We start from the raw sequence: 25,316 nt of genomic DNA on the forward strand, positions 1-25,316 counted from the left end.
CTTCAGACGGGGTTAGGTTAATGAATCGTCCATAAGCAGGCAGGCCATAGGGGGCCAGGGGCTGCTAAGGGGGACAGGGGACTGCCATGCGCGTGCTGCTGATCGAAGACGAACCGACGACTGCCAAGGCGATCGAGCTGATGCTCTCGACCGAGGGGTTCAATGTTTACACCACCGATTTGGGCGAAGAGGGCTTGGACCTCGGCAAGCTCTATGATTACGACATCATCTGCCTCGACCTGAACCTGCCGGACATGCACGGCTATGACGTGCTGAAAAAGCTCCGCACCGCCCGCGTCCAGACGCCGGTGCTGATCCTCAGCGGCATTTCGGAAATGGATTCGAAGGTCCGCTCGTTCGGCTTCGGTGCCGACGATTACGTGACCAAGCCGTTCCACCGCGAGGAACTGGTCGCGCGCATCCACGCCGTCGTCCGCCGTTCGAAGGGCCACAGCCAGTCGGTCATCAAGACCGGCAAGCTCGCGGTCAATCTCGACGCAAAGACGGTCGAAGTCGACGGCGCACGCGTGCATCTGACCGGCAAGGAATATGCGATGCTCGAGCTGCTCAGCTTGCGCAAGGGCACCACGCTGACCAAGGAAATGTTCCTCAACCACCTCTATGGCGGGATGGACGAACCCGAACTCAAGATCATCGACGTGTTCATCTGCAAGCTCCGCAAGAAGCTGTCGATGGCAACCGATGGCGAAAACTATATCGAAACCGTCTGGGGCCGCGGCTATGTGCTGCGCGATCCCGACGAAGTGACGCTGCCAGAGGCGGCAGTCGCCTGACGAACTTCTACGCGGGGGCGTAACAGGCCGCGGTTTCCGACGAGGAAGCCGCGGCCTTTTCTTTTTTTACGTCGCCCCTGCGAAAGCAGGGGCATCAGGCGGCATTCAATCCGGCTTGAGATGCCAGTCTTCGCTGGCATGACGAGAGACTGGGCGGGCGAAACGCAACCACCTCCACTCGTCACCCCGGACTTGTTCCGGGGTCCACTAAGCCGCGCGCGCAGCGCATGATGCTTCATTGAAACGCCAGCCGCCCGGTGGACCCCGGAACAAGTCCGGGGTGACGAGAACAGCGCGCAACCCGGTCCTACCGCCCCCGTTCCTGCGTAGCCTCCCGCGCCGCCGGATCGACCTGCTGCTTGCCCCGCTGGAACATCGGCCGCCCGCCGATCCAGGTTTCCAGCACCTGAGTCTGCCGCAACTGCTCCGGCGTCGCGGCCAGCGGATCGCGGTCGATGATGATGAAATCGGCCTGCATTCCGACCGCCAGCGTCCCAAATTTCTTCTCCGCAAACCCGGCATAGGCCGCATCCGTCGTGAACGCCTTCCACGCCTGCTCCCGCGTCAGTGCTTCCTGCGGACGCCAGCCGCCGACCGGCTGGCCGGTCGCGTCGGTGCGGGTGAACGCCGCGGCCCAGCCGACAAACGGATTGGGGCTTTCGACCGGATAGTCGCTGCCGAACGCCAGTTTCGTCCCCTGTCCCAGCAAGGTCCGCCACGCATAGGCACCGCCCAGCCGGTTCGGTCCCAGTCGCGCCTCCGCCATTTCGCGGTCCGACGTCTGGTGCACCGGCTGCATCGACGCGATGATGCCGAAGCTGCGGAAAGCGGGCAGGTCGGTGGTGTCGATGATCTGCGCATGTTCGATCCGCCAGCGCCGGTCTCCGGTATAGGTTTCCGACATCTGCGCGATCGCGTCGATCGCCTGGCGGTTGGCGCGGTCGCCGATCGCGTGGATCGCGAACTGGAAGCCGTCCATCGACCCCCGGCTCATCAGATTCCACAGCCGTTCGTCCTGCAGGAAACCCAGTCCGGTTTCCTGCGGCGCATCGGCGTATGGCGCCTTCAGCCACGCGCCGCGCGATCCCAGCGCACCGTCGAGATACATCTTGATCCCACCCATCCTGAGCTTGTCCCAGTAGAGCCACGGCGTCGGCCCGTGCCCCCCTACGGCAAGCGCGGTATCGACGCTGTTGGCATAGGACATGATGCGGATCTTGAGCAGGTTAAGGTCCGCCATCCGGCGATAGGTGTTCCAGTCCTCAAGCGTGGTGCCCATGTCGGCGGTCGCGGTGATGCCCTGTTCGAGCAGCATGTCCTGCGCGCGCAGGAACGCGGAATTGCGGTCGCGCGGTGTCGGTTTGGGCACGCTGTTCTCGACCAGCGCCATCGCCGCGTCGATGAACACGCCCGAAGGCTGGCCGTTCGGCAGCGTCTCGATGCGTCCACCGGCAGGCGATTTGGACGCCGCGGTCACCCCTGCCGCCTTTAGCGCCGCGCTGTTCGCCCAGGCGGCATGCCCGTCGGCGCGCTGCAGCCACACCGGCTGGTTGGGAATGATCGCGTCGAGATCGGCGGCGGTCGGAAACCGCCCCAGCCCCCAGGCTTCGTGATTCCACCCGCCGCCCACGATCCACGGACGGTTGGGATTGGCGCGCGCATATTCCGCGATCTTGGCCTGCGCTTCCTGAAGGCTGCGCGTGTCCGACAGGTCGAGCGTCAGCGTGCGGAAGCCCAGATCCATGACATGGCCATGCCCGTCGACCATGCCGGGGATCAGCACGCGTCCCTGCATGTCCGCGCGCCAGGTCGGACGCCGCGGCCGCCGGTCGCGTTCGCCCAGCAACTGCGTCACCTTGCCCTGTTCGTCGACGAGGATACCGGTGAAGCGCACCACCTGGCCGTTGGCGTCGAGCGCCATGCCCTTCACATTATCGACCACGCCCTGCGCGAGGGCGGAGGTGGACACGAGCAGCGCCGCCGTAATTGCCAGGGTGCGCGCCAAAGGACGCCGAAACGCAGACTTCACTCGCCATTCTCCCGATACGCGAAGCATTTGTGCGGCTGGCATAGGCGGCGCGGGGCGCGGCGGCAACACACCCCCCGTTCGTTTCGAGCGACGTCGAGAAACGCTTTCGCTCGCTCCGGTCACGTTTCTCGACGTCGCTCGAAACGAACGGCTGGAATGGATGCGCGCGCCCACACAATCCGGTTCCCCCCCGCCCCCCGATCCGCTAGGCGGTCACGCTTCCGTGCAATTCAGGAAAGCGTGCACTCATGGCCTCCCCGGCAACCGACATCACCCCCGCCCTTCCCGTCTCGATTGACGATGTGCGCGCGGCGGCGATGCGGATCGAGGGTGCGGTGGTCCGCACGCCGACGCTGATTTCGAAAACGCTGTCCGACCTGACCGGCGCGACCGTCTATCTCAAGTTCGAAAATCTTCAGTTCACCGCCGCCTATAAGGAGCGCGGCGCGCTCAACACGCTGCTCCAGCTCGACGAGGCGGCACGCAGCAAGGGCGTGATCGCCGCCTCCGCCGGCAACCATGCCCAGGGCCTCGCCTATCACGCGACCCGGCTCGGCATCCCCTCGACCATCGTGATGCCCAAGCACACACCGACCATCAAGGTCACCCAGACGATGGGCCACGGGGCGAACGTGGTGCTTGAGGGCGAGACCTTCGACGACGCCTATGCCCATGCGAGGAAGCTTGAGGGCGAATGCGGCTATACCTTCGTCCATCCGTTCGACGACCCCCGCGTGGTCGCGGGACAGGGCACGGTCGCGCTCGAAATGCTGGCCGACGCGCCCGACATCGACACGCTGGTGGTGCCGCTGGGCGGCGGCGGTCTGATCTCCGGCATCGCCACCGTCGCCAAGGCGCAGGATCGCGACATCGAAGTGATCGGCGTCGAGGCCGAGCTTTACCCCTCCATGTACAACCGCATCAACGGCACCGACCTGCCCTGTCAGGGCGACACGCTGGCGGAAGGGATCGCGGTCAAGGAACCCGGCGTCATCACCGCCGACATCGTCCGCGCGCTGGTCGACGACATCGTGCTGGTCAGCGAACGGCGGCTGGAGGAAGCGGTCAGCCTGCTCCTCCAAATCGAAAAGACCGTGGTCGAGGGTGCCGGTTCTGCAGGTCTCGCCGCGCTGCTCGCGCATCCCGAAAAGTTCAAAGGCAAGGTGGTCGGCACGGTGCTGTGCGGCGGCAATATCGACACCCGCCTGCTCGCCAACGTGCTGCTGCGCGACCTTGCCCGTTCGGGCCGCCTCGCACGCCTGCGCATCCGCCTCCAGGACCGCCCCGGCGCGCTGTTCAATGTCGCCAAGATCTTCCACGAACAGGGCGTCAACATCATCGAGGTCTATCACCAGCGCGTGTTCACCACTCTGCCTGCCAAGGGCCTGATCACCGACATCGAATGCGAAACCCGCGACCGCGACCATCTCGACCGCCTGATCGCGGCGCTGAAGGAAGCGCAGTACGAAGTCGGCCTGGTGGAGCTGGCCTAAGCGCAACGGGTATCGCGACTGTTCGTGCCGGGAGTTTGGCTTCCGCCGCGAAACGCAGGCGTCCCCCACCCCACCACAAATCCTTACCCGTTAACTTTCTTTGTTGGTAAACGCCCTTTTCACGACGGACCTTTGGATTCATAGTCGGCGTCAAGACATTCACGCCGCGTCTGAAGAGGACCACCCCCAGGTGACCGCACCGTTCCGCTTTCCCCGCTTCTTCGTGACCTCGCCGTCACCCTGCCCCTATTTGCCCGGACGGCAGGAGCGGAAGGTGTTTACCGAACTCAACGGGCCGCATGCGGGCGAACTGAACGACGCGCTGGGCCGCATCGGTTTCCGTCGCAGCCAGTCGGTCGCCTATCGCCCCAGTTGCGCGGGGTGCAACGCGTGCATGTCGGTGCGCGTCGTCACCGACGAATTCAAACCCAATGCCAGCCAGCGCAAATTGCTCAAACGCTACGGCGATCTCGACATCACCGCGTGCCGTCCCTGGGCCACCGACGAGCAATATCGCCTGCTACGCCGCTATCTTTCGACCCGGCATCCGACCGGCGGCATGTCGAACATGGACGATGCCGATTACGCCGACATGGTCGAACAATCGCCTGTCTCCTCCTATGTCATCGAATATCGCGAACCGCGCGATGCGAGTGGAAAGCTCGGCAAGCTGATCGGCGCGTGCATCACCGACCAGCAGCTCGACGGCTTGTCGATGATCTACAGCTTCTTCGCCGCCGACGACGCGACGCGGCCCGGCCTCGGCAACTTCATCATCCTCGACCATATCCGGCGCGCCCACCGCGCCGGCCTCCCTTATGTCTATCTGGGTTATTGGGTGAAGGGGTCCGCGCGGATGGAATACAAGACCCGCTATCGCCCGATCGAGGCGCTCGGCCCCAATGGCTGGATGCGGCTGGGCGACGACGACGAGCCGACCGTGGTCATGACCCCGCGCGAGACGGTCGAGGCCTGATTCCGCCGCCGTTCTTTTCGAACGATATGGTGATGTGAAAGCGTAGCTGTCGCTTCCTTTTGCCCCCAACCCTCGCTATTCCCACCCGCAAATGGGGACGCTTCGCACTTTCATCGGCAACCGCCGCGCCGCAATCGCGCTGCTGCTGGCTTGCGTCCTCGCGCTCAAACTGCTTGTCCCTGCGGGTTACATGCCCGCGCCCGGCCAGTTTTCGATCCAGCTCTGCACCGGCGAAGGCGTACGCACCGTCCTGATCGACCGTGACGGCCAGCGGATTCCCGATGGCCAACCGCATCAGGCGTCGAAAGCGATGCCGTGCGCCTATGCCGGTCTCGTTACACCGATATTGTCGGCCACGCCGCCGTCGCTGCTGGTCGTCGCCATCCTGTTCGTGCTGGCGAACGGAGTCCGCCCGGCCACCGCGGCGACGCGCCAGCGCCCCGTCCCTCCGCGCCCGCCCGGCCGCGCACCGCCCGTTGCCCTCCTGACCTGATTCGACGGACGCAGCCGCGTCCCCGCTTCCCGGCGCGCAAGTTCGTGCGCCCACAGGACAAGACTTTCGACATGCATGCTCCCTCGACCGGAGGCGCCGCGCAGCGCGCGTCGCTTCTCCACCGCGCCGTATGGCGTTGGCACTTTTTCGCCGGGCTGGTGATTCTGCCCTTTCTCGCCTGGCTCGCGATCACCGGCGGGCTCTACCTCTACAAGCCCGAGATCGAGCGCGCGGTTTATGCCGACTGGATTGCCGCATCGCCCGGCGAACCACTCGCTCCCACCCGATTGATCGCGCAAGCCGAACGCCAGACGGGCGCGCGCGTGCTTGACCTGACCAGCGCTCCGCAGGGCGATAGCTGGCGCATGACCATCGACCGCTCGGGCGAACGGCGCACCGCCTTTATCGATCCCGCCACCGGTCGCGTGCTCGGCACCACGGCGCAAGGCGGCGTAATGGAAACGGTCAAGACGCTCCACAGCCTGTCGATCACCGGGCCCGTCGGCAACGCGATGATCGAAATCGTCGCGGGCTGGGCGATCGTGCTGGTGCTGACCGGCTTCGTCCTGTGGTTGCCGCGCCGCGCGACCGCCGCATTCCGCAACAATGGCGCACGCGGCAAATGGCGGCGCGTTCACGCCTGGACCGGCGCGACCGTCGGGATCGTTTTGCTATTCCTCGCGGCGAGCGGATTGTCCTGGTCGGTGGTCTGGGGCGCGGCGATGCAGACCGTTATCGCCAAAACCGAAAGCGGTCGCCCGCGCCCGCCCGGCGTCGCGCCGGTCGATCACCACGCCCCCGATCGTGCGGCGGGGAAAGACGACCCCGCCCTCCCCTGGTCGATGCAACGCGCCGCGATACCTCACGCCGGTCATGCCAAGCTGATCGACGCCGACGCAGCACTTGCCATCGCCCAGTCGCGCGGACTGGCAGCACCCTACACCCTGCGTCCGCCGAGCGAACCCGGTCGCCCCTGGCTGATCTCCGCCGCCGTCACCAACGCGAGCGACGCGCATGTCGTCTATGTCGATCCGCAGGACGGCGCGGTGCTGCTCGACGCGCGATCGAAGGACTTCGGCGTCGGCGCGCGGATATTCGAATGGGGGCTCTACACCCATATGGGCCAGCAATATGGCGAGCCGAACCGCCTGCTCATGCTGGCGGGCGCGATCGGCACGCTGATCCTGTGCGTCACCGCGCCTGTGCTTTGGTGGAAACGTCGCGGCAGCCGTCGACTGGCCCCCGCGCCGCTCGCCCCCCCCTCATCGTCGCGGCGCGTGGCGATGGTGATGCTGGTCGTGGGACTGGCGCTGCCGCTGACCGGGCTGACGATGCTCGCCGCGCTCGTGGGCGAATGGTTATGGGGGAAGCGCCAAACCTAACCCATCGTCACCCCGGCCAACGTGCCGGCGGTCCACCGGGCGGCAAACGGCAGCGCAAGAGACTTTAGATTGACGCTATCGGCTTAATGGCCCCCGGCACGTTGGCCGGGGTGACCATGGGGTCCGGATGCTAGGGTCCAAACTCAATCAGGAGATCGACGTGACGGAGCCGATTATGGTGTCAGGCAAGGCGCGAGGAAGGCGCGATGCTTGAGCATTGTGCCCGACGAGCAACGCTGCCTGGCGCCAAAATCGGCCCGCCGCAAAGCGGTCGCCCGGAGCGGCGGGTGGGCGATCACGTCGACCTCCTGATTGAGTTTGGACCCTAAGCCTCGACATACCCCGCGGCGACGACCAGCCGCTCGGCATCCCACTCCGGCACCGCTTCGGCCCGCATCGGCACCATGAAGCGCTTGCCGCGCTTGCCGTCATCGGACGCGGGGCGCTCGATTTCGATCACGTCGCCCGCGCCGAAATTCTCGACGGCGACGACGTGGCCGACCTCGAGCCCAGCCTCGTCGACGACGCGCAGGCCGATCAGGTCGGCGTGATAATATTCGCCGTCGTCCAGCGGCGGCAATTCGGAGCGCGCGACCGTCAATTCGGTCCCGCGCATTGCCTCTGCCGCGTTGCGGTCAGCAATCTCGGCGAAGCGGGCGATCGCGCCGTTATTCCCGGCGCGCAGCGATTTCAGCGTCAGCTTGCCGCCGTTGAACGAACGATAATTCGCCAGATCGTCGGCAAAGCTCTTCAAGCGAACTTCGCCCGCCACGCCATGCGCGCCGATGATGACGGCAAGGGTGACGGGCGTTTCGCGCATTCGGCTTTACTCGGCCTTGGCTTCTTCGGTCGCAGCTTCTTCCGCCGGTGCTTCGGCAGCCGCTTCCTCAGCAGGCGCTTCTTCAGCCGCCGGTTCTTCCTTCGCTGCCGCGGCAGCTGCCTTGGCTTCCGCTTCGGCTTCTTCTGCTGCCTTCAGCTTCTCGGCGCGTTCCTCGGCGCGTTCGGTGGCCTTTTCGCCCGGCTTCGCCTTGTTCGGATTGTTGCGCGCCGCACGTTCGCGAACGCCTGCCGCGTCGAGGAAGCGCGCGACGCGGTCGGTCGGCTGCGCACCGACGCTCAGCCAATGCTTGGCGCGGTCGCTGTCGAGCACGACGCGCTTTTCGTCGTCCTTGCCCAGCAGCGGGTTATAGGTGCCGATTTTCTCGATGAACTTACCGTCACGAGGGCTCCGCACGTCGGCGACGACGATGCGGTAATAAGGGCGCTTCTTCGAGCCGCCACGCGACAGGCGAATGCTGGTTGCCATAGTAATCTAGTCCTTTTTTCTTCAAATTATCATCCCGGCGAAAGCCCGGATATCGTGGTTTCAAATTCCGCCCCTGCCGACTGATACCCCTGCTTTCGCATGGGTGACGGACGTAGGCGGCTGGCTCACTTCTTCTTCAACATATCCTCGAGGCCCGGCGGCAGTTGCGGCATCCCGCCCTTGCCGCCCGGTCCGCCAAGTCCGGGAAGCCCGCCCCCGGCCTGTTTCATCATCTCGCCCATTTGCGGACCGCCCAGCGCATTGCCCAGGCCACCCATGCCGCCCTTGCCAAGCATACCGAGCATGCCCTTGAGGCCGCCCATCTTCTTGATCTTCTTCATGGCGTTCTGCATTTCGAGATGCATCTTCATCAGCTTGTTTACGTCCTGAACGGTCGTGCCCGAGCCCTTGGCGATGCGGATCTTGCGCTTGGCGTTGATGAGCGCGGGGTTGGCGCGCTCCTTGGGCGTCATCGACGTGATCATCGCGTCCATGCGCAGCAGGATGCGTTCATCGACATTGCCGGCCGCCATTGCCGCCTGCGCCTTTTTCATGCCCGGCATCATCCCGGCGAGCGCACCGATACCGCCCATCCGGCGCATCTGCGACAATTGCCCGCGCAGGTCGTTCATGTCGAACTTGCCCTTGGACAGCCGCTCGGCCATCCGTTCGGCATCGTCGGCCTCGATCGCCTGCGCGGCCTTCTCGACCAGCGACACGACGTCGCCCATGCCCAATATGCGCCCCGCGACGCGCTTGGGATGGAAGGGTTCGATCTGATCGAGCTTTTCGCCCATCCCAGCGAACTTGATCGGCTTGCCGGTGACTTCGCGCATCGACAGCGCCGCACCGCCGCGCGCATCGCCGTCCATCCGCGTCAGGATCACGCCGGTCAGCGGCACCTGATCCGAGAAGTTCTGCGCGACGTTGACCGCGTCCTGGCCGGTCAGCGAGTCGACGACGAGCAGGATTTCCTGCGGCGTCGCGATGTCGGCCACCGCCTTCATCTCGTCCATCAACGCCTGATCGACGTGCAGACGACCGGCGGTGTCGAGCATCAGGACATCATGGCCCTGCAACTTGGCGGACTGGAGCGCACGCCGCGCGATATCGACCGGCGCCTGACCCTTGACGATCGGCAGCGTCGCGACCTCGGTCTGGGTGCCCAGCACCGCCAGCTGTTCCTGCGCCGCCGGGCGATTGACGTCGAGCGACGCCATCATCACCTTCTTGCCCTGCTTCTTGAGCAGCTTGGCGAGTTTTGCGGTGGTCGTGGTCTTGCCCGACCCTTGCAGACCGACGAGCATGATGACTGCGGGCGGCGTCGTGTCGATCTCAAGCTCGGCGGTGTCGGGGCCAAGCATGTCGACCAGCGCGTCGTGGACGATCTTGACGACCTGCTGCCCCGGCGTGATCGACCGCAGCACTTCGTGCCCGACCGCTTTTTCGGTGACGCGATCGACGAACGCGCGCGCCACCGGCAGCGCGACATCGGCTTCCAGCAGCGCGATGCGGACTTCGCGCATCGCAGTCCGCACATCGGCTTCGTTCAGTGCGCCGCGACCGCGCAGGCGATCGAATACGCCGCCCAACCGATCGCTAAGAGACTCGAACATCGTCACTCCAATTCTCGTTGCCCAGGCCAAACGCAAAACGAGCCGGCGGACGAAACCTCGTCGGCCGGCCTACCCCGTGGGGCTTTGCCTTTGTCGTTCGTCGGGAACGAATATGGGCGCGCGTTAGCCGTATCCCAGCCCGAAGGCAAGGCATTCGCGCCTTAACCTATCGGCAACCGCGTTCGTGCGACCATCGGCGAAGCAGTTTTGCCAGCGAAAGACGCGACCATGCCAGCCGACCTACTGAACGATTTGCCCGAACAAGGCAGCGTCGCGCCCCGCAGCCTGTTGACCGCGGGCATCAGCGCAGCCGCCATCCTGCTGTTCATCGGCACCGCAGGGGCAGTGATGATCGGGATGTCCGACTGGTGGCGCCACGGCGCAACACCGGTCGAACCGCTGCTGGTCACCGCCCTCCTGCTCAATATCGCGCTCATCCTGCTCGGCTGGCGGCGTCACCACGCGCTGCGCCACGAAATCTCCGTCCGAACCGCCGCCGAAGCACGCGCGCACCTGCTCGCCAGCCGCGACTCGCTGACCGGCTTCCTCAACCGCCGCTCGATCGCCGACGAAGGCGGCGCCATGTATGCGCACGCCGAACGCCGGGGCAAGGCGATGGCGCTGATGCTGATCGACCTCGATCACTTCAAGACGGTCAACGACATGCACGGCCATGCCGTCGGCGATGCGCTGCTCCGCGCCGCCGCGCAGAAGATCGCGACCGCGCTTCCCGACAATGCGGTTATCGCCCGGCTTGGCGGTGACGAATTCGCGTGCGGCATGACGTTCGCCCCCGAGCACCCGGAAACCGTCGAATGGGTCGCCCAGGCCCTCGTCTCGCACCTCGCCCAGCCCCTCGACGCCGAAGGAGTGCGCTGTCACGTCAGCGCGTCGATCGGCATCGCACGCTCCGATTTCGAATGCCCGTCGATGGACGCGCTGCTGCGTTCGGCCGACATCGCCATGTATGCCGCCAAGAAAGCGGGGAAGAACCGCTATGCCTGGTTCGACGCGTCGATGGAGCGCGAGTTGAAGGCGCGCAACGACCTCGAACTCGGCCTGCGCACCGCGATCCCCAAGGGCCAGATCGTTCCCTATTTCGAACAACAGGTCGATCTCGACACCGGCAGGCTGACCGGGTTCGAGGTGCTCGCCCGCTGGGAACATCCCTTGCGCGGTCTGATTCAGCCCGACGCCTTTATCGGCATTGCCGAGGATTCGGGCATGATCGGCGACCTGTCGCTCTCGATCATGCGCCAGTCCTTTGCCGCCGCGCGCGACTGGGATCCGTCGCTGTCGCTGTCGATCAACATCTCGCCGACCCAGCTTCGCGATCCGTGGCTCGCACAAAAGATCATCAAGGCGCTGGTCGAGACCGGCTTCCCCGCCAACCGGCTGGAGATCGAGATCACCGAAAGCGCGCTTTTCGAAAATCTCGCGCTCGCACAATCGATCGTCGGCAGCCTCAAGAATCAGGGCATCGCCGTCGCGCTCGACGATTTCGGCACCGGCTATTCCAGCCTCGCGCATCTGCGCGCGCTGCCGTTCGACCGGATCAAGGTCGACAAGAGCTTCATCACCTCGATCAACGACAGCGCCGACTCGGCCGCGATCGTCACCGCCATCGTCCGGCTGGGCGAGAGCCTGAACCTTCCCGTCACCGCAGAGGGCGTCGAGGATGCAGAAGTTCAGGAGCGGCTGCGCTCGATCGGCTGCATGAAAGGTCAAGGCTGGTATTACGGCAAGCCCGTCTCGGTCGCAGGCGCTCGCCGCATGCTTGCCGAACGCGGGCTCATCCGCGTCGGCGCGCCCGATGCGCCACGCCCGCAGGCCGACGACCTCACCAGCCAGCGTCAGGTCGGCTGAGATATTCCTTTTCGGCCGGGGTGCTTTTGCGCCCGAGCGCCTTGTTGCGTGACGGGAACCGGCCATGGTCCGCGATGACGGCGGCATGGTCGCGCGCGAATTTGACCTGCACGTCGAGCCCCGCCTCAGCAAACAGCGCGATCGCATAGTTCTGCAGCCCCATATTCTCGGCGTGCATCAACGGCATGTAGAAAAAGGCGCGCTTCTCCGGCGTCACTTCCAGATCGAACCCGGCGCGAATGCCCTCCAGCGTCAACTGCACGGCCAGCGGATCGGCGGCATAGGCTTCCGCCGAGCCTCGGTTCAAATTGCGCGAAAACTGGTCGAGCACGATGATCGCCGCCAGCATCCGTTCGGCATCGCCGCGCCACCCATCGGCATCGGTCGCCAACAGATGATCGCGCAAGGCACCGAAGCGCTTGGCGATCTTGGCGTCCAGTTTGTCGTCCTTGGCGAATTGCTGTTCGGTGGTCAGCGCGAACCAGAATTCGATCACCTCGCGTGCGCTCGCCACCGGGCTTGCGTGGACTTCGCGCTCGCTCGCCCCTAAGTCAGCCGCCATGTCGTCCCCCTCTTCGTCCTTGCCAGCGGCCGAAATCGTCAGCCTGGGCTGTCGATTGAACATCGCCGAAAGCGAAACGATCCGTGCGCTGGTTGGACACCGTGACATGGTGGTCGTCAATAGCTGTGCGGTGACCAACGAAGCGGTGCGCTCGACGCGCCAGGCGATCCGCCGCGCCAAACGCGCGCGTCCGGGTGCGGAGATCGTCGTGACGGGTTGCGCCGCACAAATCGACCCCGCCAGCTTCGCCGCCATGCCAGAGGTTGCGCGCGTCGTCGGCAATGCCGAAAAACTCGACCCCGCCGTCTGGGCCGCAAGCGACCGGATGGCGGTGAGCGACATCATGGCCGTCCGCGAGACCGCCCCGCACCTTGCCCATGTCTTTACCGGACATGCCCGCGCATTTGTCGAAGTCCAGAATGGCTGCGACCATCGCTGCACCTTCTGCGCGATTCCCTATGGCCGCGGCAACAGCCGCTCGGTTCCCGCAGGTGCGGTGATCGACCATATCGCGGCGGTCGTCGCGCAGGGGCATAGCGAAGTCGTGCTGACCGGCGTCGACCTCACCAGCTATGGCCACGACTTGCCCGGCAAGCCCGATCTCGGCGCGCTGGTCGAACGCATCCTGCGCCATGTCCCGGACCTGAAGCGCCTGCGCCTGTCGTCGCTCGATTCGATCGAGATCGACGACCGCCTGTTCGCGCTGCTGACCCAGGAACCGCGCGTCATGCCACACGTCCACCTGTCGCTTCAGGCAGGTGACGACATGATCCTGAAACGGATGAAACGCCGCCACGCGCGCGCCGAAGCGGTGGCATTGGTGGAACGCCTGAAGACGGCTCGCCCTGAAATCGCGATCGGTGCCGACATCATCGCTGGGTTCCCGACGGAAACGCACGAAATGTTCGCCAACAGCCTCGCGCTCATCGCCGATTGCGACATCGTCCACGCCCATATCTTCCCCTTCAGCCCCCGCACCGGCACCCCGGCTGCCCGCATGCCGCAAGTCGCGCCTCCTGAGGTGAAAGCCCGCGCCGCTACCTTGCGCACCCGCGCCGCCGAACACCGCACCGCATGGCTGCAATCGCTAGTCGGGACCGAGCAGGACATTTTGGTCGAACGCCCCGGCGACCGCGGCCACGCAGGCAACTTCGCGGAGGTGCGGCTGGCGGACACGCACGCCGTCGGCAGCGTCGTCCGCACCACCATCACCGGCGTAGAGGGCAACACACTAACCTCTTCCATCCGTCACCCCGGACCTGTTCCGGGGTCCACTCCTCACCTCGCGCAACTCCATCGGTCGGGCGTCATCCGCCGCCCGGTGGATGCAGGAACAAGTCCGGCATGACGAACAGAGAAACGACCTCCGCATGACCTCCTGGCACGACCGCCTCCTCGGCGGCTTCAAGAAAACCTCCGACCGCCTGATCGGCAACCTCGCCGGGCTCGGCGCGGCGCGGCTCGACGACGATCAGCTCGACGAGATCGAGGAAGCGCTGATCGCCTCCGACCTTGGCCCCGACACCGCCGCGCGCGTCCGCAAGCGCCTGTCCGAAGGCCAGTATGAGCGCAACATGGAGGAACTCGGCATCCGCCTGGTGGTCGCCGAGGAAATCGAAAAGAGCCTCGCCAAAGTCGCCAAACCGCTCGAGATCGAAGCCTTTCCGCGCCCCCAGGTCATCCTCGTCATCGGCGTCAACGGATCGGGCAAGACGACAACGATCGCCAAGCTCGCGCACTTGCTGGTCGAGCAGGATTACGGCGTGATGCTGGCCGCGGGCGACACGTTCCGCGCCGCGGCGATCGGTCAGCTCAAGACCTGGGCGGAACGCATCGGCGTGCCCATCGTCACCGGTCCCGAAGGCGGCGACGCGGCGGGCATCGTCTATGAAGCTGTCAAACAGGCGACCGCGACCGGCATCGACGTGCTGATCGTCGACACCGCCGGACGCCTCCAGAACAAGCGCGAACTGATGGACGAACTGGCGAAGATCCGCCGCGTCCTCGGCCGCATCAACCCCGCCAGCCCGCATGACGTGGTCCTCGTCCTCGACGCGACCACCGGCCAGAATGCGCTGTCACAGATCGAGGTGTTCAAGGAAGTCGCAGGCGTGACCGGCCTCGTCATGACCAAGCTCGACGGCACCGCGCGCGGCGGCGTACTGGTCGCGGCGGCGGAAAAATTCGCCCTCCCCATCCACGCGATCGGCGTCGGCGAACAGGTCGACGACCTCCGTCCCTTCGACGCCAACGAAGTTTCGCGCATCATCGCGGGGGTTGAGACGGTGCGGAAATAAGCGAGTTCGTCCCCCACCCTCTCTCCGTTCGTCCCGAGTAGCCTTCGAGCTTGTCGAGAAGGCATATCGAGGGAGCACCTATCTCGATACTGGTTCTCGACAAGCTCGAACCCTACTCGATACCAACGGTTGGGATGAGATGGGCCAGTAGAAAATTTGGAAATGATATGACCGAAGCCCACCCCGCCCCGCCATCAAAACCCGCCACTGGCCCGGGTTTCCGCATGCTGGTCGATTTCGGCCCGCTCGCCGTCTTCTTCCTGGTCAACACCTTCGCCCCCGGTCCGCAGCTAAGCAGAGTGCTCGCCGCGACCGCCGCGTTCATGGTCGCCATCGCCGTCGCGATGGTCGCCTCGCGGGTCAAGAGCGGTCACATCTCCCCGATGTTGTGGGTGTCGGGCGTGCTGGTTCTCGTGTTCGGCGCGCTGACGCTCTATTTCCACAACGACACCTTCATCAAGGTCAAGCCGACCATCGTCTATTCGATGTTCGCCGCCGTCCTTGCCTTCGGCCTCATCACCAAACGCCCGATGCTGCAAATGGTGCTGGAAACCGCGTATCCGGGCTTGTCCCCGCGCGGCTGGCACCTGCTGACCATCAACTGGACGATCTTCTTCGTCGCGATGGCGGTGCTCAACGAAGTCGTCTGGCGCACGCAGAGCTGGGATTTCTGGGTCGGGTTCAAACTGTGGGGCGTGGTGCCCCTGACCTTCGTCTTCGCGATGCTCAACGTCCCGATGCTGATGAAGCACGGCCTGAACGCCGAAAAGCCGACCGACGCGCCCCTGCCGCCGGAGGGCTGAAATTCCTCCCCCGCCGGGGGAGGTGACAGCGCGAAGCACTGACGTAGGGGGTGCCAAACAGCGTAGCGCTCACGGCCAACCCCCTCCACCAGCTTCGCTGGCCCCCTCCCCCGGCGGGGGAGGAATTAGTGGGTTATCCCTGATCGGCGCGGCTGACGCCATCACCGTCAAGATTCTGCGCGACGAAATCCCAGTTGATCAGGTTCGCCGTGACCGCGTCGAGATAGCTCGGCCGCGCGTTGCGGTAATCGATGTAATAGGCGTGCTCCCACACGTCGATCGTCAGCAGCGGGCGCATCCCTTCATACACCACCGGCGTGTCGGCATCGTGCAGCGACGTCACCTTCAGCTTGCCGCCGTCGAGCACCAGCCAGCCCCAGCCGTTGGAGAAATGCGCCGTCGATTCCTCGACGAGCTTCTTGATCAGCGCATCGGCCGAGCCGAATTCCTCGGAAATCATGTCGGCCAGCTTGCCGCCCGGCTTCTGGTTGTCGGGCGACAGCCCCTGCCAGAAAAAGCTGTGGTTCCAGATCTGCGCGGAATTGTTGAACAGCCCCTTGTCGCCCTTGTCCTTGGCGGACTGGATCACCTCGGTCAGCTTGCGCCCTTCGAGGCCCTTCTCGGCGAGCATGCCATTGGTCTTGTCGACATAGGCCTTGTGATGCTTGCCATGATGGAATTCGAGCGTCTCTGCCGACATATGCGGCGCCAGCGCGTTCTTGTCGAAAGGAAGGGCGGGAAGTTCGAAAGCCATGACGGCGTCCTCCTGTTTGGGTGATCGGATACGCTGCGCCTAACGCATCACCCGCGGAAAAGCGCCATGAGAATCGTTCGCGTAACGAGTCGAGGGAAGCGATCAGTGGGTGCGTCCTCCCTGCGTCACCCCGGACCGACAAGTCCGGCATGACGATTGGGTTGGGGGTTGGGCCTTATCCCCCCAGCATCCCATGCCGCCGCAGCGCATGCCGCAACTGGTCGTACGTCAGCCCCAGCCCTTCCGCCGTCGCGCGCTGGTTGAAGCGGTGTTCGGCCATTGCACGCTGGAGCAGCGTCTTTTCGAACTGCGACACCCGCGTCTTGAAATCCGCGCCGTCGAATACCGGGGCCGCCTCCTCGGCGCGCGGCTCGTGCGCCTCCGGTTCCGCCACCGACTGCGCTGCGTTCGGCTGCGCGTTCATCGACCCCGCGCCCTTGCCCCTTGGCCGGAACGGCGAATCGAACGGGTCGATCTGGATCGCTTCGATCGGCCCGTCGCGTTCCCAGCGATACACGGCGCGCTCCACCACGTTGCGCAACTCGCGCACATTGCCCGGCCAGCGATATTGGGTCAGCGCGTCGGTCGCCTCAGGTCCGAAGCCCGGCCAGTCGTCCCAGCCGATCTCGGACGCCATCCGCCGCCCGAAATGCTCGGCCAGCACCATCACGTCGCCCGGTCGCGCGCGCAAGGGGGGTAGCGTCACCACTTCGAAGCTCAGCCGGTCGAGCAAATCGGCGCGAAACTGATGCCGGTCGACCTTGTCGGGCAGATGCTCGTTGGTCGCCGCCACGATCCGCACATCGACGCGGATCGGTCGCGACGAACCGATCCGCGTGATCTCGCCATATTCGACCGCGCGCAGCAGCCGGTCCTGCGCCGCCATCGACAGCGTGCCGAGTTCGTCGAGGAACAACGTCCCCTTGTCCGCTTCCTCAAACCTGCCTGCCCGCGCCCGCGTCGCGCCGGTGAACGCGCCCGCTTCGTGCCCGAACAATTCGGCCTCGATCAGCGTCTCGGGCAGCGCCGCGCAGTTCATGATGACCAACGGCTGGTCCCAGCGAGGGGAGAGCCGGTGGAGGCGCTCCGCAACCAGTTCCTTGCCCGTCCCACGCTCGCCGATCACCAGCACCGGACGGTCGAGCGCGGCTGCGCGACTGGCGCGTTCCAGCGTGTCGAGAAAGGCCGAGGACTGGCCGATAACCTGGGTCGTGCGTTCCATGCGCAAGGGTTGGCGCATTTTCCCAACACTTGGCAAGTCACATTTCTGCGCGATGAACGAAAGCCCCGCGACATGGGCGAAACGCAAATTGGCACGCCCCCTGCAATGCTAAGCGCAACCACCCGACAAGCGGTGGAAAGACAAGGGTTCAGGGAGGACCCGCGTTGACGAACTTGACCGCCGGACCGTCTTTCAGACGCGATGGCATCGACCGGGGCGGGACGCCCCATCCTGCCCCGGCCGCCTTATTGTTCAGTAATCTGCGTTTCGCACGAAGGAGTTGACTTCAAATGGGCATTTTCTCGCGAACCCGCGACATCATCGCCGCCAACATGACCGACTTGCTCGACAAGGCGGAAGACCCGGCAAAGATGATCCGTATGATCATCCTCGAAATGGAGGAAACCCTGGTCGAAGTCCGCGCATCCGCCGCGCGCACCATCGCCGACCAGAAGGAAATGCGTCGCCACATCGCGAAGCTCGAAAAACTTCAGGAAAGCTGGACCGAAAAGGCCGAACTGGCGCTGTCGAAGGACCGCGAGGATCTGGCCAAGGCTGCGCTGGTCGAACGCCAGAAGGCCGCCGATATGGCCGATCAACTGAGCGCGGAGATCACGGTCCTCGACGATGCGCTGCGCGCGTCGGAAGGCGACATCGCCAAGCTCCAGAAGAAGCTGTCGGAAGCCCGCACCCGCCAGAATTCGATCAACACTCGGCTCGAATCGGCGAACAACCGCTTCCGGATGCGCGAAGTGCTGGGGGGCGCGAAAACCGAAGACGCGTTCAGCCGCTTCGATGTCCTCGAACGCCGCGTCGATTTCGCCGAAGGCCGCGCCGACGCGCTGTCGCTGGGCGCCCCGCCCAAGACGCTGGAAGAGGAAATCGCCGAGCTGAAATCGTCCGAAAAGGTCGATGCCGAACTCGAAGCGCTAAAGGCGCGGATGAACAAGGAGGGCTGACGCGATGGAAGACGTCTTTCTCCCCATCGTCATCGTCGGGATGCTGTTCATCGGCCTCCCCTGGGTGATCTTCCACTATATCACCAAGTGGAAGCAGGCGCCCTCGATGACCGGCGAAGACGAGCAATTGCTCGATGAGCTGCACCACATGGCCCGTCGTCTCGACGACCGGCTCGACACGATCGAACGCATCGTCGCCGCCGACAACCCCGATTACCGCGCACAGGTCAGCCAGACCCCCGTCCGCGGCGAACTCGACTATACCCGGAGGAGCTGACATGTCCGCGACCCGCACCAAATTCTACCTCGACAAGCAGAACGCCAAATGGATGGGCGTGTGTTCGGGGATCGCCGATTATACCGGCATCGACACGACCTGGGTCCGCGTGGGCATGGTCGTCCTGGCCTTTGCCACCAGCGGTTGGGCAGCGCTCGCCTATGTTGCCACCGGTCTGATCGCGCCGAAAAAGCCGATCGGCCTGTACGACAGCGAAGAGGACGAGAAATTCTGGCAGCGCACCCGGTCGAACCCGAAGCGCACGACGGCGGAAGTCCGCTCGAAACTGCGCGACATCGACCGCCGCCTGGCCAACATGGAAACCTTCTACACCAGCCGCAACACCCAGCTCGCCGACGAGATCGAGCGCCTGCGCTGAGCGCAGAGAATAAAGGGAGGAATTTGAGATGAATTTCGGTGGACCCGCTTTCGTCATCGCCATCGTCGCGGTCTGCATGGGTGGCTGGCTGATCAGCACCTGGATCCGCGCCAAGCACGGCTATCCGATCGAAAACGAATGGGGCGGCACCGTCGCCCGCGCCGATCCGGACGCCGATCGCAAGGTCAACCTGCTGGCCAGCGAAAACGAAAAGCTCCACGGCAAGGTGTCGCGGCTCGAAGAACGCATCGCCGTGCTCGAACGCATCGCCACCGACCCGGCGACCCGTACCGCGCGCGAAATCGACGAACTGCGCTGAGCCGCAAGAAGGAACCGAGACGATGGAAAAAGTCGCAATCCTCCAGGTGATCGGACCGATGGTCGCGATCGTCGGCGTCGCCGGGATGGTCGGCTGGGTGCTTACCACCTGGATGCGGATCAAGAACGGCTATCCGCTCGACGGCGCCTGGGGCCAGGCGGTCTATCCCAAGAACAGCGGCGAAACGCTGGAACGCGTCAAACTGCTCAGCCAGGAAAACGCCCAGCTCCGCGCCGAACTCGGCTCGGTCAAGGATCGCCTTGCAAACGTCGAACGCATCGTCACCGACAGCAGCCACCTGCTCGATCGCGAGATCGAACAGCTGCGCGGCCCGGCCAACTGAGGAGCGCCCGCCATGCCCGGTTACATCTGGTTTTTTCTGATCGTCGTCGGCATCCCGGTTATCGCCGGTGTCCTCGGCGACGCCTACAAACGGCACATCAAGTTCAAGGAAAAGCAGCTTGAACTGATGAGCGCCCAGACCGCCGAAAAGGCCGCACAATACGCGGCGCATACCGAACGCCTCGAACAGCGCATGCAAGTGCTGGAGCGTATCATCACCGACCGCGGCCTCGAACTCTCCGACGAGATCGAACGGCTGCGCGACCGCCCGCTCAACTAAGGACCAGGCCCATGTTCATCGGTTTCCTCGTCGTCATGACCGTCCTCACCGCCGGCGGCGTGTTCATCGCCGAAAAGCGCGACCGCCCGGTTCGCCGCGCCGAACGCCTGGCGCGCGACGCCGAAAACGCCGCCGCCTGACTCGCCACTCGTAATCAGGGAGCCGCCCCATGAACCCCTTCGAAATGGTCGTCGCGATCGTCTTCCTCGTCACCATCGGCAGCGTGTTGCGCGCCAAATACGGGATGCGGAAGGACAAGCACGGCAACGAATTTTTCGACCGTCAGGATGCCGCCGTCGCCGCCGACAACAAGCGGCTGACCGACGAGGTCCGCACATTGAAGGACCGCGTCGCCGTGCTCGAACGCGTCGTTACCGACAATGAAGGCAGCCTGCGCCTCGACCATGAGATCGAGCGGCTGCGCGACAAGAACCGCAGCTGATGCCGGGAGTAGAGATGATGAACAGCCCCGATTTCTACATGATCATGGCAGCGGCCGGATTGGCGGCGCTGGGCATGGTAATCGCCGCCGCCCTCGCCGGATGGCGCGGATGGCTCGCCCTCAAACGCCAGCAATTGTCGCTGGTCGGCCCCTCGCACGACGGCCACGCCGACCCGGTCCCGACCGGCAACGCCAGCGCCCGGATCGAGATCGCCGACCTCAAGGAACGCATCCGCAAGCTGGAAGCGATCGCAGCGGGCGTGGACCTTTAAGCGGCCACGCCCGCTCCAGGGAGCGTCATCCCTGTTTTCGCAGGGATGACGATGAAAGCGGGCAAGGCGCAAAGCCTTCCCTTCACTCGCCACCGCGCTATAGCGCCGCCATGCAGACCATCGCGACCCTTGCCGACGAATACGCGTTCCTCGAACCCGACGATCGCTATCGCCTGCTGATCGATCTGGGCCGCGCGCTTGAGGACATGCCCGATCCGCTGAAGACCGATGCGACGCTGGTGCGGGGATGTTCGGCCGCCGTATGGGTCTATCCGACCGTCACCGACGACGGACGCCTGCATTTCCTCGCCGACAGCAACGCCGCGATCACCAAGGGGATCATCGCGCTGGTGCTGCTGACCGTGCAGGACAAGTCGCCGGAAGAGATCCTCGCCACCGACATCGAAGGCGAACTGGCGCCGTTCGACCTCAAGAACCAGCTCAGTTCCAACCGGACCCAGGGCATCCCCAACATGATCGCCCTGATCCGTGCCACCGCGGAACGATATGCGGCCGCGGGATAACGCGGGCTCCCGCGACACACCATCCTAGCGTCATTGCGAGCGCAGCGAAGCAATCCAGTACGGCGCGCGCTGACCTGGATTGCTTCGCTGCGCTCGCAATGACAGTCGGACTACCCGATCATCCTCATCTGCATCCCTGCACCAACCCCAATTCCACGGCCACCGCGCCGACATCCGCCCCCTCCGGCACCAGCACCCACTCGCGGGGGCGCGCGCCGTCAATGACGGTAACCGCGCGCTTCGGGCATACGCCCAGGCATTTGACCTCGACGATCCCGACCGGCGACTTGCGACCGTTCTTCGCGCCGACTTGCTTACGCAGCGCCTTGGCAAGCGCCGTCTTGCCCTTCGGCCCGAAGCCGCCGCCCATCTTTTTCGAACATTTCGCGCAGACCAAGACTGTTTGCGCCCAGTCCGACCGCACCCGCGTCTTCAATCGGGCCGCCATTCGCGGCGATCCTCGGCCGCCTTCAGCACGTCATAGGCCGCCTGGATCGCGTGGAAGCGCTTGGCCGCTTCGGCATCGCCGGGGCGAACATCGGGGTGGTTGGCCTTGGCCTGACGCCGATAGGCCGCCTTCACGCTTTCAAAATCGGCGTCGACCTCAAGTTCCAGCACATCAAGCGCACGCATCTCGTCGCGCGACCGCGTTCCGTCGCCGGGGCCAGCCCAGGCCTGATGCTTCGACTGGGCGAAACCACCCGCATCGCGCCGCTCCTCCGCTTCGCGTTGCGCCGCTTCTTCCGCCGACAGGCCCTCGAAATAATTCCAGCCCTTATTGTATTCGGCGGCGTGCGCTTCGCAGAAATACCAGCGATCGGGGCTGTTGGGCGATTTGGGCGCAGGCCGGTCGCCGACTTCCTCGCAGCCATGCCGGTCGCACAGCCGCACCGTCGTCGCCGCGCGCTCGGATTCATAGCCCCGCCAGCGGGGAAATCCCCAGTCATTCGATCGTGTGGAACGCGCCATGTTCAGCCAGATAGGCGGGGAAAGCGGGGGATGCCAGCCTCTGCCGCGCGCGAATTTCCGATCACCGCGATCGGCTCCGATCGCCAACCCCCGTTCGTTTCGAGCGAAGTCGAGAAACGTGACACCAGCGCCTGGCCCGCGTTTCTCGACTTCGCTCGAAACGAACGGGCGGGGGTTGGATCGCTACTCAAGCAGCAGCAGGCGCGAACAAGGTGAAACTTGCGGGCAGCCGCTTGACGGTCTTGCCCTCGGTCACTTTTTCGACCGCGTTGATGACGGCGATCAGGTCGCGCTGCTGATAGGGTTTGGACAGGCACCCCAGCGCCAGCCCCTCGATATTGCCCGGACACGCGCCGGTCACGAACACGACATGGATGCCCTTTTCGTTCGCGGCTCGCGCCACGTCGATGCCGTTGCCGTCGGCCAGTCCGATATCGACCAGCAACAGGTGGATCGCCTCCTCGACTTCCTCGATACAACGCAGCGCATCGGCGACGCTGTCGACCGTCGCGACGATGTCGAAGCCTTCGCCTTGCAGAAAATGCTCGTTGTCGAACGCGACCAGCGGCTCGTCCTCGACGATCAGGATGCGTTCGATCCGCCGCTTTTTCTTCCCGAACAACATGCCCGCAATCCGCTCACTTTCACGGGCAGCCAAACCGCCCTATAGCCCTGCACCACTGAACCGCCGACCGCGTGCTTTGTTGCATGACCGGCCGATCCTTTCGCATTCGAAAAGAACCATAGCATCGTGTCCGACCCCACGTCCAAGCCCGCCGACGGCCAACGCATCGCCAAATTGCTCGCCCGTGCCGGAATCGCGTCGCGGCGAGAAATCGAGCGCATGATCGCCGACGGTCGTATTGCGCTGAACGGCGTGGTGCTCGACACGCCCGCCACGATCCTGACCTCGCTCACCGGCGTCACCGTCGATGGCCAGCCGGTCGCCGCACCCGCACCCACCCGCCTGTTCGCGTTCCACAAGCCGCCGGGCTGCCTGACCACCGAATACGACCCCGATGGCCGCAAGACGATCTACGATCACCTCCCCAGCGAATTGCCGCGGGTGATCCCGGTCGGGCGGCTCGACATGAATACCGAAGGGCTGTTGCTGCTGACCACCGACGGCGAATTGAAGCGCCAGCTCGAACTCCCCGCCACCGGGGTCGAGCGCAGCTACCGCGCGCGCGCCTACGGCGACGTGACGCAGGAGCAGCTCGAAGAATTGATGATGGGCGTCGAGATCGAGGGGATGCGCTACGGCCCGATCAACGCCAATCTGGAACGCCGCACCGGCGCCAATGCGTGGATCGAACTGACGCTGACCGAGGGCAAGAACCGCGAGGTCCGCCGCGTGCTCGAACATCTGGGGCTGGAGGTCAGCCGCCTGATCCGCACCCGATACGGCCCGTTCATGCTCGACGATCTGCCCGTCGGCCAGGTCACCGAAATCCGCGCGCACGACCTGATCGCGTTCCGCAAGTCGCTCGACCTCCCCGCCGACAAGCGCCGTGAACTGCGCGCCGAACCGGGCATTGCGGTTGCGAAACCGCGCCCGGCGGCGGCGGTCGAACCGGAGGGCAATCTGCGCAAGAATCCGCGCGCGCCTCGCCCCACTCCCGTCCGCACCGACACCGCGCCACCGCGTCAGCCGCGCGCCGCGCCAAACCCTGCCGATCCGAAAAAGCCGATCGGCTTCGGCGCTCGCCAGCGCGCCCGCTTCAAACCCCGCGAGGATCGCCCCGCCGATCCCAGCGCCGAACCGTTCCAGCGCAACGCTCGCCCCGGCCCGGTCGCGCGCGCCGGTGCCCGCGTCCGCCCCAGGGGCGAGGAACTCGAAACGCGCCGCCCCGCCCGCGATGAACGAAAGCCCGGTGCTCGTGCAGAGCGAACCGACCGCCGCCCGCCCCCGCGCGCCATCGGCCGTCAGCAAAGCGGCGATCACCCCGATTACGACCCGCGAACCGCGCGCGGCGACCACCGCTCGCCTTGGGAAGGTCCAGGCCGTGACAAGCACCCCGCGCGCACGCCCGACACCGATCGCCCGGCCAAGTCCTACGGCGCAAAGCCGTTCGCGCGAACCGACCGCGCAGCGCGACCGGTTGGCGACGATCGTCCGCACCGCCCCGACTCTCACCGCTCGGACTCCGCCCGCCCCGACTCAAGCCGCCCCGAACGCCCGACGCGCGGCAAGGGTTGGGCCAAACCCAAACCACCCGGCTCCAGACCCGGCGGTCCCCGCAAGGGAGGCCCCCGCAAATGAGGATCGTCGCCGGACAGTGGCGCGGTCGCCCGCTGGTCACGCCGAAGGGCGACGCCACCCGCCCCACCGCCGACCGCACCCGCGAAGGCCTGTTCTCGATGCTGGTCAGCCGCGTCGGCAGCTTCGACGGATTGAGCGTCGGCGATTTCTTCGCAGGCTCGGGCGCGCTGGGCTTCGAAGCCCTGTCGCGCGGTGCCGCGAGTTGCCTGTTCGTCGAACAGGACCGCGCCGCGACCGACGCCATCAAAGCCAACGCCGACAAACTCGGCATCCGCCCCGACATCCGCGCCACCTCGGTCATGGCCCTCGGCCCGGCACGCGAACCGCTCGACCTGATCCTGATGGACCCCCCCTACGCCACCGGCGCCGGCATCGTCGCCCTCGACAAACTCGCGCGCCTGGGCTGGACCGGCCCCGCCACCATCGTCTCGATCGAAACCGGCGCGAAGGAAGTGGTCGCGGCCAAGGGCTTCGAGATCGACGCGGAGCGGGTGTACGGAAAGGCGAAAATTACGCTGCTGCGGCCGATCGCAAGCGCGATCGACGAGGAGTGATCCCTCGACACGCCATGCCAGACTGATCAACCCCTCCGACATCGGTCAGTGCCTGCGCAAAAATTCGGCGTCGGCGCCACCGACCCCCAACCATCTTGACCACCACCTCCACCACTGTATTGCATCGGCAACACAGCAGGAGA

31 protein-coding genes are annotated in these 25,316 nt (G+C 65.2%); 21 read left to right on the top strand and 10 right to left on the bottom strand.

The features are described 5' to 3' along the window. Nucleotides 1-86 precede the first annotated feature (86 nt). Complete coding sequence (ctrA, locus tag ACX0GZ_RS01900) at nt 87-794, top strand: response regulator transcription factor CtrA (protein ID WP_458812784.1); 708 nt, start codon at nt 87-89, stop codon at nt 792-794. A gap of 307 nt (nt 795-1,101) precedes the next feature. Here ctrA and ACX0GZ_RS01905 read toward each other — a convergent pair whose 3' ends face one another. After that, on the bottom strand, nt 1,102-2,850 hold the full coding sequence (locus ACX0GZ_RS01905) for an amidohydrolase (protein WP_458813286.1): 1,749 nt from the start codon (nt 2,848-2,850) through the stop codon (nt 1,102-1,104). Between the two features lie 221 nt (nt 2,851-3,071). On the opposite strand from ACX0GZ_RS01905, the gene ACX0GZ_RS01910 reads away from it, so the two are divergent. The 4 genes from ACX0GZ_RS01910 (at nt 3,072) to ACX0GZ_RS01925 (ending at nt 7,167) form a co-directional block, all read left to right on the top strand. After that, on the top strand, nt 3,072-4,316 hold the full coding sequence (locus ACX0GZ_RS01910; RefSeq protein ID WP_458812786.1) for a threonine ammonia-lyase: 1,245 nt from the start codon (nt 3,072-3,074) through the stop codon (nt 4,314-4,316). A 190-nt stretch (nt 4,317-4,506) separates the two neighbouring features. After that, nucleotides 4,507-5,292 (top strand): arginyltransferase, encoded by a 786-nt coding sequence (locus ACX0GZ_RS01915; RefSeq protein ID WP_458812788.1) that lies wholly within the window; start codon nt 4,507-4,509, stop codon nt 5,290-5,292. Between the two features lie 91 nt (nt 5,293-5,383). After that, nucleotides 5,384-5,785, top strand: coding sequence for a hypothetical protein (locus ACX0GZ_RS01920; protein WP_458812790.1), 402 nt, complete (start codon nt 5,384-5,386; stop codon nt 5,783-5,785). A 71-nt stretch (nt 5,786-5,856) separates the two neighbouring features. Continuing rightward, entirely contained in the window at nt 5,857-7,167 is a 1,311-nt protein-coding gene (locus ACX0GZ_RS01925; protein WP_458812792.1) for a PepSY-associated TM helix domain-containing protein, read from the top strand. Nucleotides 7,168-7,492: 325 nt separating this feature from the next. Here ACX0GZ_RS01925 and rimM read toward each other — a convergent pair whose 3' ends face one another. The 3 genes from rimM to ffh form a co-directional block, all read right to left on the bottom strand. Further along, entirely contained in the window at nt 7,493-7,987 is a 495-nt protein-coding gene (rimM, locus tag ACX0GZ_RS01930) for a ribosome maturation factor RimM (protein WP_458812794.1), read from the bottom strand. Nucleotides 7,988-7,993: 6 nt separating this feature from the next. Continuing rightward, nucleotides 7,994-8,473 (bottom strand): 30S ribosomal protein S16, encoded by a 480-nt coding sequence (gene rpsP / locus ACX0GZ_RS01935; RefSeq protein ID WP_458812796.1) that lies wholly within the window; start codon nt 8,471-8,473, stop codon nt 7,994-7,996. 125 nt (nt 8,474-8,598) lie between these two features. After that, entirely contained in the window at nt 8,599-10,089 is a 1,491-nt protein-coding gene (ffh, locus tag ACX0GZ_RS01940; protein ID WP_458812798.1) for a signal recognition particle protein, read from the bottom strand. Nucleotides 10,090-10,317: 228 nt separating this feature from the next. Between ffh and ACX0GZ_RS01945 the strand changes: the two genes are divergently transcribed. Then, nucleotides 10,318-11,955 (top strand): putative bifunctional diguanylate cyclase/phosphodiesterase, encoded by a 1,638-nt coding sequence (locus ACX0GZ_RS01945; RefSeq protein WP_458812800.1) that lies wholly within the window; start codon nt 10,318-10,320, stop codon nt 11,953-11,955. Here the strand turns inward: ACX0GZ_RS01945 and ACX0GZ_RS01950 are convergent. Next, nucleotides 11,930-12,580: a DUF924 family protein gene (locus ACX0GZ_RS01950; protein ID WP_458812802.1), complete on the bottom strand. Its 651-nt coding sequence runs from the start codon at nt 12,578-12,580 to the stop codon at nt 11,930-11,932. The two genes, ACX0GZ_RS01945 and ACX0GZ_RS01950, sit on opposite strands and share 26 nt — an antisense overlap. On the opposite strand from ACX0GZ_RS01950, the gene mtaB reads away from it, so the two are divergent. The 3 genes from mtaB to ACX0GZ_RS01965 all read left to right on the top strand — a co-directional run bounded on the left by mtaB (nt 12,516) and on the right by ACX0GZ_RS01965 (nt 15,617). Beyond that, entirely contained in the window at nt 12,516-13,865 is a 1,350-nt protein-coding gene (mtaB, locus tag ACX0GZ_RS01955; RefSeq protein WP_458812804.1) for a tRNA (N(6)-L-threonylcarbamoyladenosine(37)-C(2))-methylthiotransferase MtaB, read from the top strand. The two genes, ACX0GZ_RS01950 and mtaB, sit on opposite strands and share 65 nt — an antisense overlap. Nucleotides 13,866-13,887: 22 nt before the next feature. Further along, entirely contained in the window at nt 13,888-14,814 is a 927-nt protein-coding gene (gene ftsY, locus ACX0GZ_RS01960) for a signal recognition particle-docking protein FtsY (protein WP_458812806.1), read from the top strand. Nucleotides 14,815-14,981: 167 nt separating this feature from the next. Continuing rightward, a complete protein-coding gene (locus ACX0GZ_RS01965; protein WP_458812808.1) occupies nt 14,982-15,617 on the top strand; it encodes a septation protein A in 636 nt (211 codons plus the stop codon). Nucleotides 15,618-15,750: 133 nt separating this feature from the next. Here the strand turns inward: ACX0GZ_RS01965 and ACX0GZ_RS01970 are convergent, their stop codons facing one another. Next, nucleotides 15,751-16,371: a superoxide dismutase gene (locus ACX0GZ_RS01970; protein ID WP_458812810.1), complete on the bottom strand. Its 621-nt coding sequence runs from the start codon at nt 16,369-16,371 to the stop codon at nt 15,751-15,753. 175 nt (nt 16,372-16,546) lie between these two features. Next, a complete protein-coding gene (pspF, locus tag ACX0GZ_RS01975) occupies nt 16,547-17,593 on the bottom strand; it encodes a phage shock protein operon transcriptional activator (protein WP_458812812.1) in 1,047 nt (348 codons plus the stop codon). A 290-nt stretch (nt 17,594-17,883) separates the two neighbouring features. Here pspF and pspA point away from each other — a divergent pair, with 290 nt between their 5' ends. The 10 genes from pspA (at nt 17,884) to ACX0GZ_RS02025 (ending at nt 21,387) form a co-directional block, all read left to right on the top strand. Beyond that, a complete protein-coding gene (pspA, locus tag ACX0GZ_RS01980) occupies nt 17,884-18,552 on the top strand; it encodes a phage shock protein PspA (protein WP_458812814.1) in 669 nt (222 codons plus the stop codon). A 4-nt stretch (nt 18,553-18,556) separates the two neighbouring features. Beyond that, entirely contained in the window at nt 18,557-18,829 is a 273-nt protein-coding gene (gene pspB, locus ACX0GZ_RS01985) for an envelope stress response membrane protein PspB (RefSeq protein WP_458812816.1), read from the top strand. 1 nt (nt 18,830) lies between these two features. Continuing rightward, nucleotides 18,831-19,208: an envelope stress response membrane protein PspC gene (gene pspC / locus ACX0GZ_RS01990; RefSeq protein WP_458812818.1), complete on the top strand. Its 378-nt coding sequence runs from the start codon at nt 18,831-18,833 to the stop codon at nt 19,206-19,208. A gap of 28 nt (nt 19,209-19,236) precedes the next feature. Next, complete coding sequence (locus ACX0GZ_RS01995) at nt 19,237-19,527, top strand: hypothetical protein (RefSeq protein WP_458812820.1); 291 nt, start codon at nt 19,237-19,239, stop codon at nt 19,525-19,527. Nucleotides 19,528-19,549: 22 nt separating this feature from the next. Continuing rightward, nucleotides 19,550-19,870, top strand: coding sequence for a hypothetical protein (locus tag ACX0GZ_RS02000; RefSeq protein WP_236547884.1), 321 nt, complete (start codon nt 19,550-19,552; stop codon nt 19,868-19,870). Between the two features lie 12 nt (nt 19,871-19,882). Then, nucleotides 19,883-20,149, top strand: coding sequence for a hypothetical protein (locus ACX0GZ_RS02005; protein WP_458812823.1), 267 nt, complete (start codon nt 19,883-19,885; stop codon nt 20,147-20,149). An 11-nt stretch (nt 20,150-20,160) separates the two neighbouring features. After that, entirely contained in the window at nt 20,161-20,289 is a 129-nt protein-coding gene (locus ACX0GZ_RS02010; protein WP_458812825.1) for a hypothetical protein, read from the top strand. Between the two features lie 29 nt (nt 20,290-20,318). Then, a complete protein-coding gene (locus ACX0GZ_RS02015) occupies nt 20,319-20,591 on the top strand; it encodes a hypothetical protein (RefSeq protein WP_458812827.1) in 273 nt (90 codons plus the stop codon). 17 nt (nt 20,592-20,608) lie between these two features. Further along, a complete protein-coding gene (locus ACX0GZ_RS02020; protein ID WP_458812829.1) occupies nt 20,609-20,863 on the top strand; it encodes a hypothetical protein in 255 nt (84 codons plus the stop codon). Nucleotides 20,864-20,973: 110 nt separating this feature from the next. Further along, complete coding sequence (locus ACX0GZ_RS02025) at nt 20,974-21,387, top strand: SufE family protein (RefSeq protein WP_458812831.1); 414 nt, start codon at nt 20,974-20,976, stop codon at nt 21,385-21,387. Between the two features lie 124 nt (nt 21,388-21,511). Here ACX0GZ_RS02025 and ACX0GZ_RS02030 read toward each other — a convergent pair whose 3' ends face one another. The 3 genes from ACX0GZ_RS02030 to ACX0GZ_RS02040 all read right to left on the bottom strand — a co-directional run bounded on the left by ACX0GZ_RS02030 (nt 21,512) and on the right by ACX0GZ_RS02040 (nt 22,981). Beyond that, nucleotides 21,512-21,835 (bottom strand): hypothetical protein, encoded by a 324-nt coding sequence (locus ACX0GZ_RS02030; protein WP_458812833.1) that lies wholly within the window; start codon nt 21,833-21,835, stop codon nt 21,512-21,514. Beyond that, a complete protein-coding gene (locus tag ACX0GZ_RS02035; protein WP_458812835.1) occupies nt 21,820-22,356 on the bottom strand; it encodes a J domain-containing protein in 537 nt (178 codons plus the stop codon). The genes ACX0GZ_RS02030 and ACX0GZ_RS02035 overlap by 16 nt, the downstream gene beginning before the upstream one ends. Nucleotides 22,357-22,543: 187 nt before the next feature. Further along, nucleotides 22,544-22,981 (bottom strand): response regulator, encoded by a 438-nt coding sequence (locus ACX0GZ_RS02040; protein ID WP_458812837.1) that lies wholly within the window; start codon nt 22,979-22,981, stop codon nt 22,544-22,546. A gap of 126 nt (nt 22,982-23,107) precedes the next feature. Between ACX0GZ_RS02040 and ACX0GZ_RS02045 the strand changes: the two genes are divergently transcribed. Together ACX0GZ_RS02045 and rsmD are read left to right on the top strand one after the other, a co-directional pair. Then, a complete protein-coding gene (locus ACX0GZ_RS02045; protein WP_458812839.1) occupies nt 23,108-24,619 on the top strand; it encodes a pseudouridine synthase in 1,512 nt (503 codons plus the stop codon). Then, the gene (gene rsmD / locus ACX0GZ_RS02050) at nt 24,616-25,173 is read left to right on the top strand and encodes a 16S rRNA (guanine(966)-N(2))-methyltransferase RsmD (protein ID WP_458812841.1); all 558 of its coding nucleotides are present in this window, start codon (nt 24,616-24,618) and stop codon (nt 25,171-25,173) included. The genes ACX0GZ_RS02045 and rsmD overlap by 4 nt, the downstream gene beginning before the upstream one ends. Nucleotides 25,174-25,316 lie beyond the last annotated feature (143 nt).

The organism is Sphingomonas aestuarii (assembly GCF_054457155.1).

What these genes read in the sequence shown, in the direction of transcription:
- ctrA (WP_458812784.1), top strand. Translation starts at nt 87, where the DNA reads ATGCGCGTGCTGCTGATCGAAGACGAACCGACGACTGCCAAGGCGATC.
- ACX0GZ_RS01905 (WP_458813286.1), bottom strand. Translation starts at nt 2,850, where the DNA reads ATGCTTCGCGTATCGGGAGAATGGCGAGTGAAGTCTGCGTTTCGGCGT.
- ACX0GZ_RS01910 (WP_458812786.1), top strand. Translation starts at nt 3,072, where the DNA reads ATGGCCTCCCCGGCAACCGACATCACCCCCGCCCTTCCCGTCTCGATT.
- ACX0GZ_RS01920 (WP_458812790.1), top strand. Translation starts at nt 5,384, where the DNA reads ATGGGGACGCTTCGCACTTTCATCGGCAACCGCCGCGCCGCAATCGCG.
- ACX0GZ_RS01925 (WP_458812792.1), top strand. Translation starts at nt 5,857, where the DNA reads ATGCATGCTCCCTCGACCGGAGGCGCCGCGCAGCGCGCGTCGCTTCTC.
- rimM (WP_458812794.1), bottom strand. Translation starts at nt 7,987, where the DNA reads ATGCGCGAAACGCCCGTCACCCTTGCCGTCATCATCGGCGCGCATGGC.
- rpsP (WP_458812796.1), bottom strand. Translation starts at nt 8,473, where the DNA reads ATGGCAACCAGCATTCGCCTGTCGCGTGGCGGCTCGAAGAAGCGCCCT.
- ffh (WP_458812798.1), bottom strand. Translation starts at nt 10,089, where the DNA reads ATGTTCGAGTCTCTTAGCGATCGGTTGGGCGGCGTATTCGATCGCCTG.
- ACX0GZ_RS01945 (WP_458812800.1), top strand. Translation starts at nt 10,318, where the DNA reads ATGCCAGCCGACCTACTGAACGATTTGCCCGAACAAGGCAGCGTCGCG.
- mtaB (WP_458812804.1), top strand. Translation starts at nt 12,516, where the DNA reads ATGTCGTCCCCCTCTTCGTCCTTGCCAGCGGCCGAAATCGTCAGCCTG.
- ACX0GZ_RS01950 (WP_458812802.1), bottom strand. Translation starts at nt 12,580, where the DNA reads ATGTTCAATCGACAGCCCAGGCTGACGATTTCGGCCGCTGGCAAGGAC.
- ftsY (WP_458812806.1), top strand. Translation starts at nt 13,888, where the DNA reads ATGACCTCCTGGCACGACCGCCTCCTCGGCGGCTTCAAGAAAACCTCC.
- ACX0GZ_RS01965 (WP_458812808.1), top strand. Translation starts at nt 14,982, where the DNA reads ATGACCGAAGCCCACCCCGCCCCGCCATCAAAACCCGCCACTGGCCCG.
- ACX0GZ_RS01970 (WP_458812810.1), bottom strand. Translation starts at nt 16,371, where the DNA reads ATGGCTTTCGAACTTCCCGCCCTTCCTTTCGACAAGAACGCGCTGGCG.
- pspF (WP_458812812.1), bottom strand. Translation starts at nt 17,593, where the DNA reads ATGGAACGCACGACCCAGGTTATCGGCCAGTCCTCGGCCTTTCTCGAC.
- pspA (WP_458812814.1), top strand. Translation starts at nt 17,884, where the DNA reads ATGGGCATTTTCTCGCGAACCCGCGACATCATCGCCGCCAACATGACC.
- pspB (WP_458812816.1), top strand. Translation starts at nt 18,557, where the DNA reads ATGGAAGACGTCTTTCTCCCCATCGTCATCGTCGGGATGCTGTTCATC.
- pspC (WP_458812818.1), top strand. Translation starts at nt 18,831, where the DNA reads ATGTCCGCGACCCGCACCAAATTCTACCTCGACAAGCAGAACGCCAAA.
- ACX0GZ_RS01995 (WP_458812820.1), top strand. Translation starts at nt 19,237, where the DNA reads ATGAATTTCGGTGGACCCGCTTTCGTCATCGCCATCGTCGCGGTCTGC.
- ACX0GZ_RS02000 (WP_236547884.1), top strand. Translation starts at nt 19,550, where the DNA reads ATGGAAAAAGTCGCAATCCTCCAGGTGATCGGACCGATGGTCGCGATC.
- ACX0GZ_RS02005 (WP_458812823.1), top strand. Translation starts at nt 19,883, where the DNA reads ATGCCCGGTTACATCTGGTTTTTTCTGATCGTCGTCGGCATCCCGGTT.
- ACX0GZ_RS02010 (WP_458812825.1), top strand. Translation starts at nt 20,161, where the DNA reads ATGTTCATCGGTTTCCTCGTCGTCATGACCGTCCTCACCGCCGGCGGC.
- ACX0GZ_RS02015 (WP_458812827.1), top strand. Translation starts at nt 20,319, where the DNA reads ATGAACCCCTTCGAAATGGTCGTCGCGATCGTCTTCCTCGTCACCATC.
- ACX0GZ_RS02020 (WP_458812829.1), top strand. Translation starts at nt 20,609, where the DNA reads ATGAACAGCCCCGATTTCTACATGATCATGGCAGCGGCCGGATTGGCG.
- ACX0GZ_RS02025 (WP_458812831.1), top strand. Translation starts at nt 20,974, where the DNA reads ATGCAGACCATCGCGACCCTTGCCGACGAATACGCGTTCCTCGAACCC.
- ACX0GZ_RS02030 (WP_458812833.1), bottom strand. Translation starts at nt 21,835, where the DNA reads ATGGCGGCCCGATTGAAGACGCGGGTGCGGTCGGACTGGGCGCAAACA.
- ACX0GZ_RS02035 (WP_458812835.1), bottom strand. Translation starts at nt 22,356, where the DNA reads ATGGCGCGTTCCACACGATCGAATGACTGGGGATTTCCCCGCTGGCGG.
- ACX0GZ_RS02040 (WP_458812837.1), bottom strand. Translation starts at nt 22,981, where the DNA reads ATGTTGTTCGGGAAGAAAAAGCGGCGGATCGAACGCATCCTGATCGTC.
- rsmD (WP_458812841.1), top strand. Translation starts at nt 24,616, where the DNA reads ATGAGGATCGTCGCCGGACAGTGGCGCGGTCGCCCGCTGGTCACGCCG.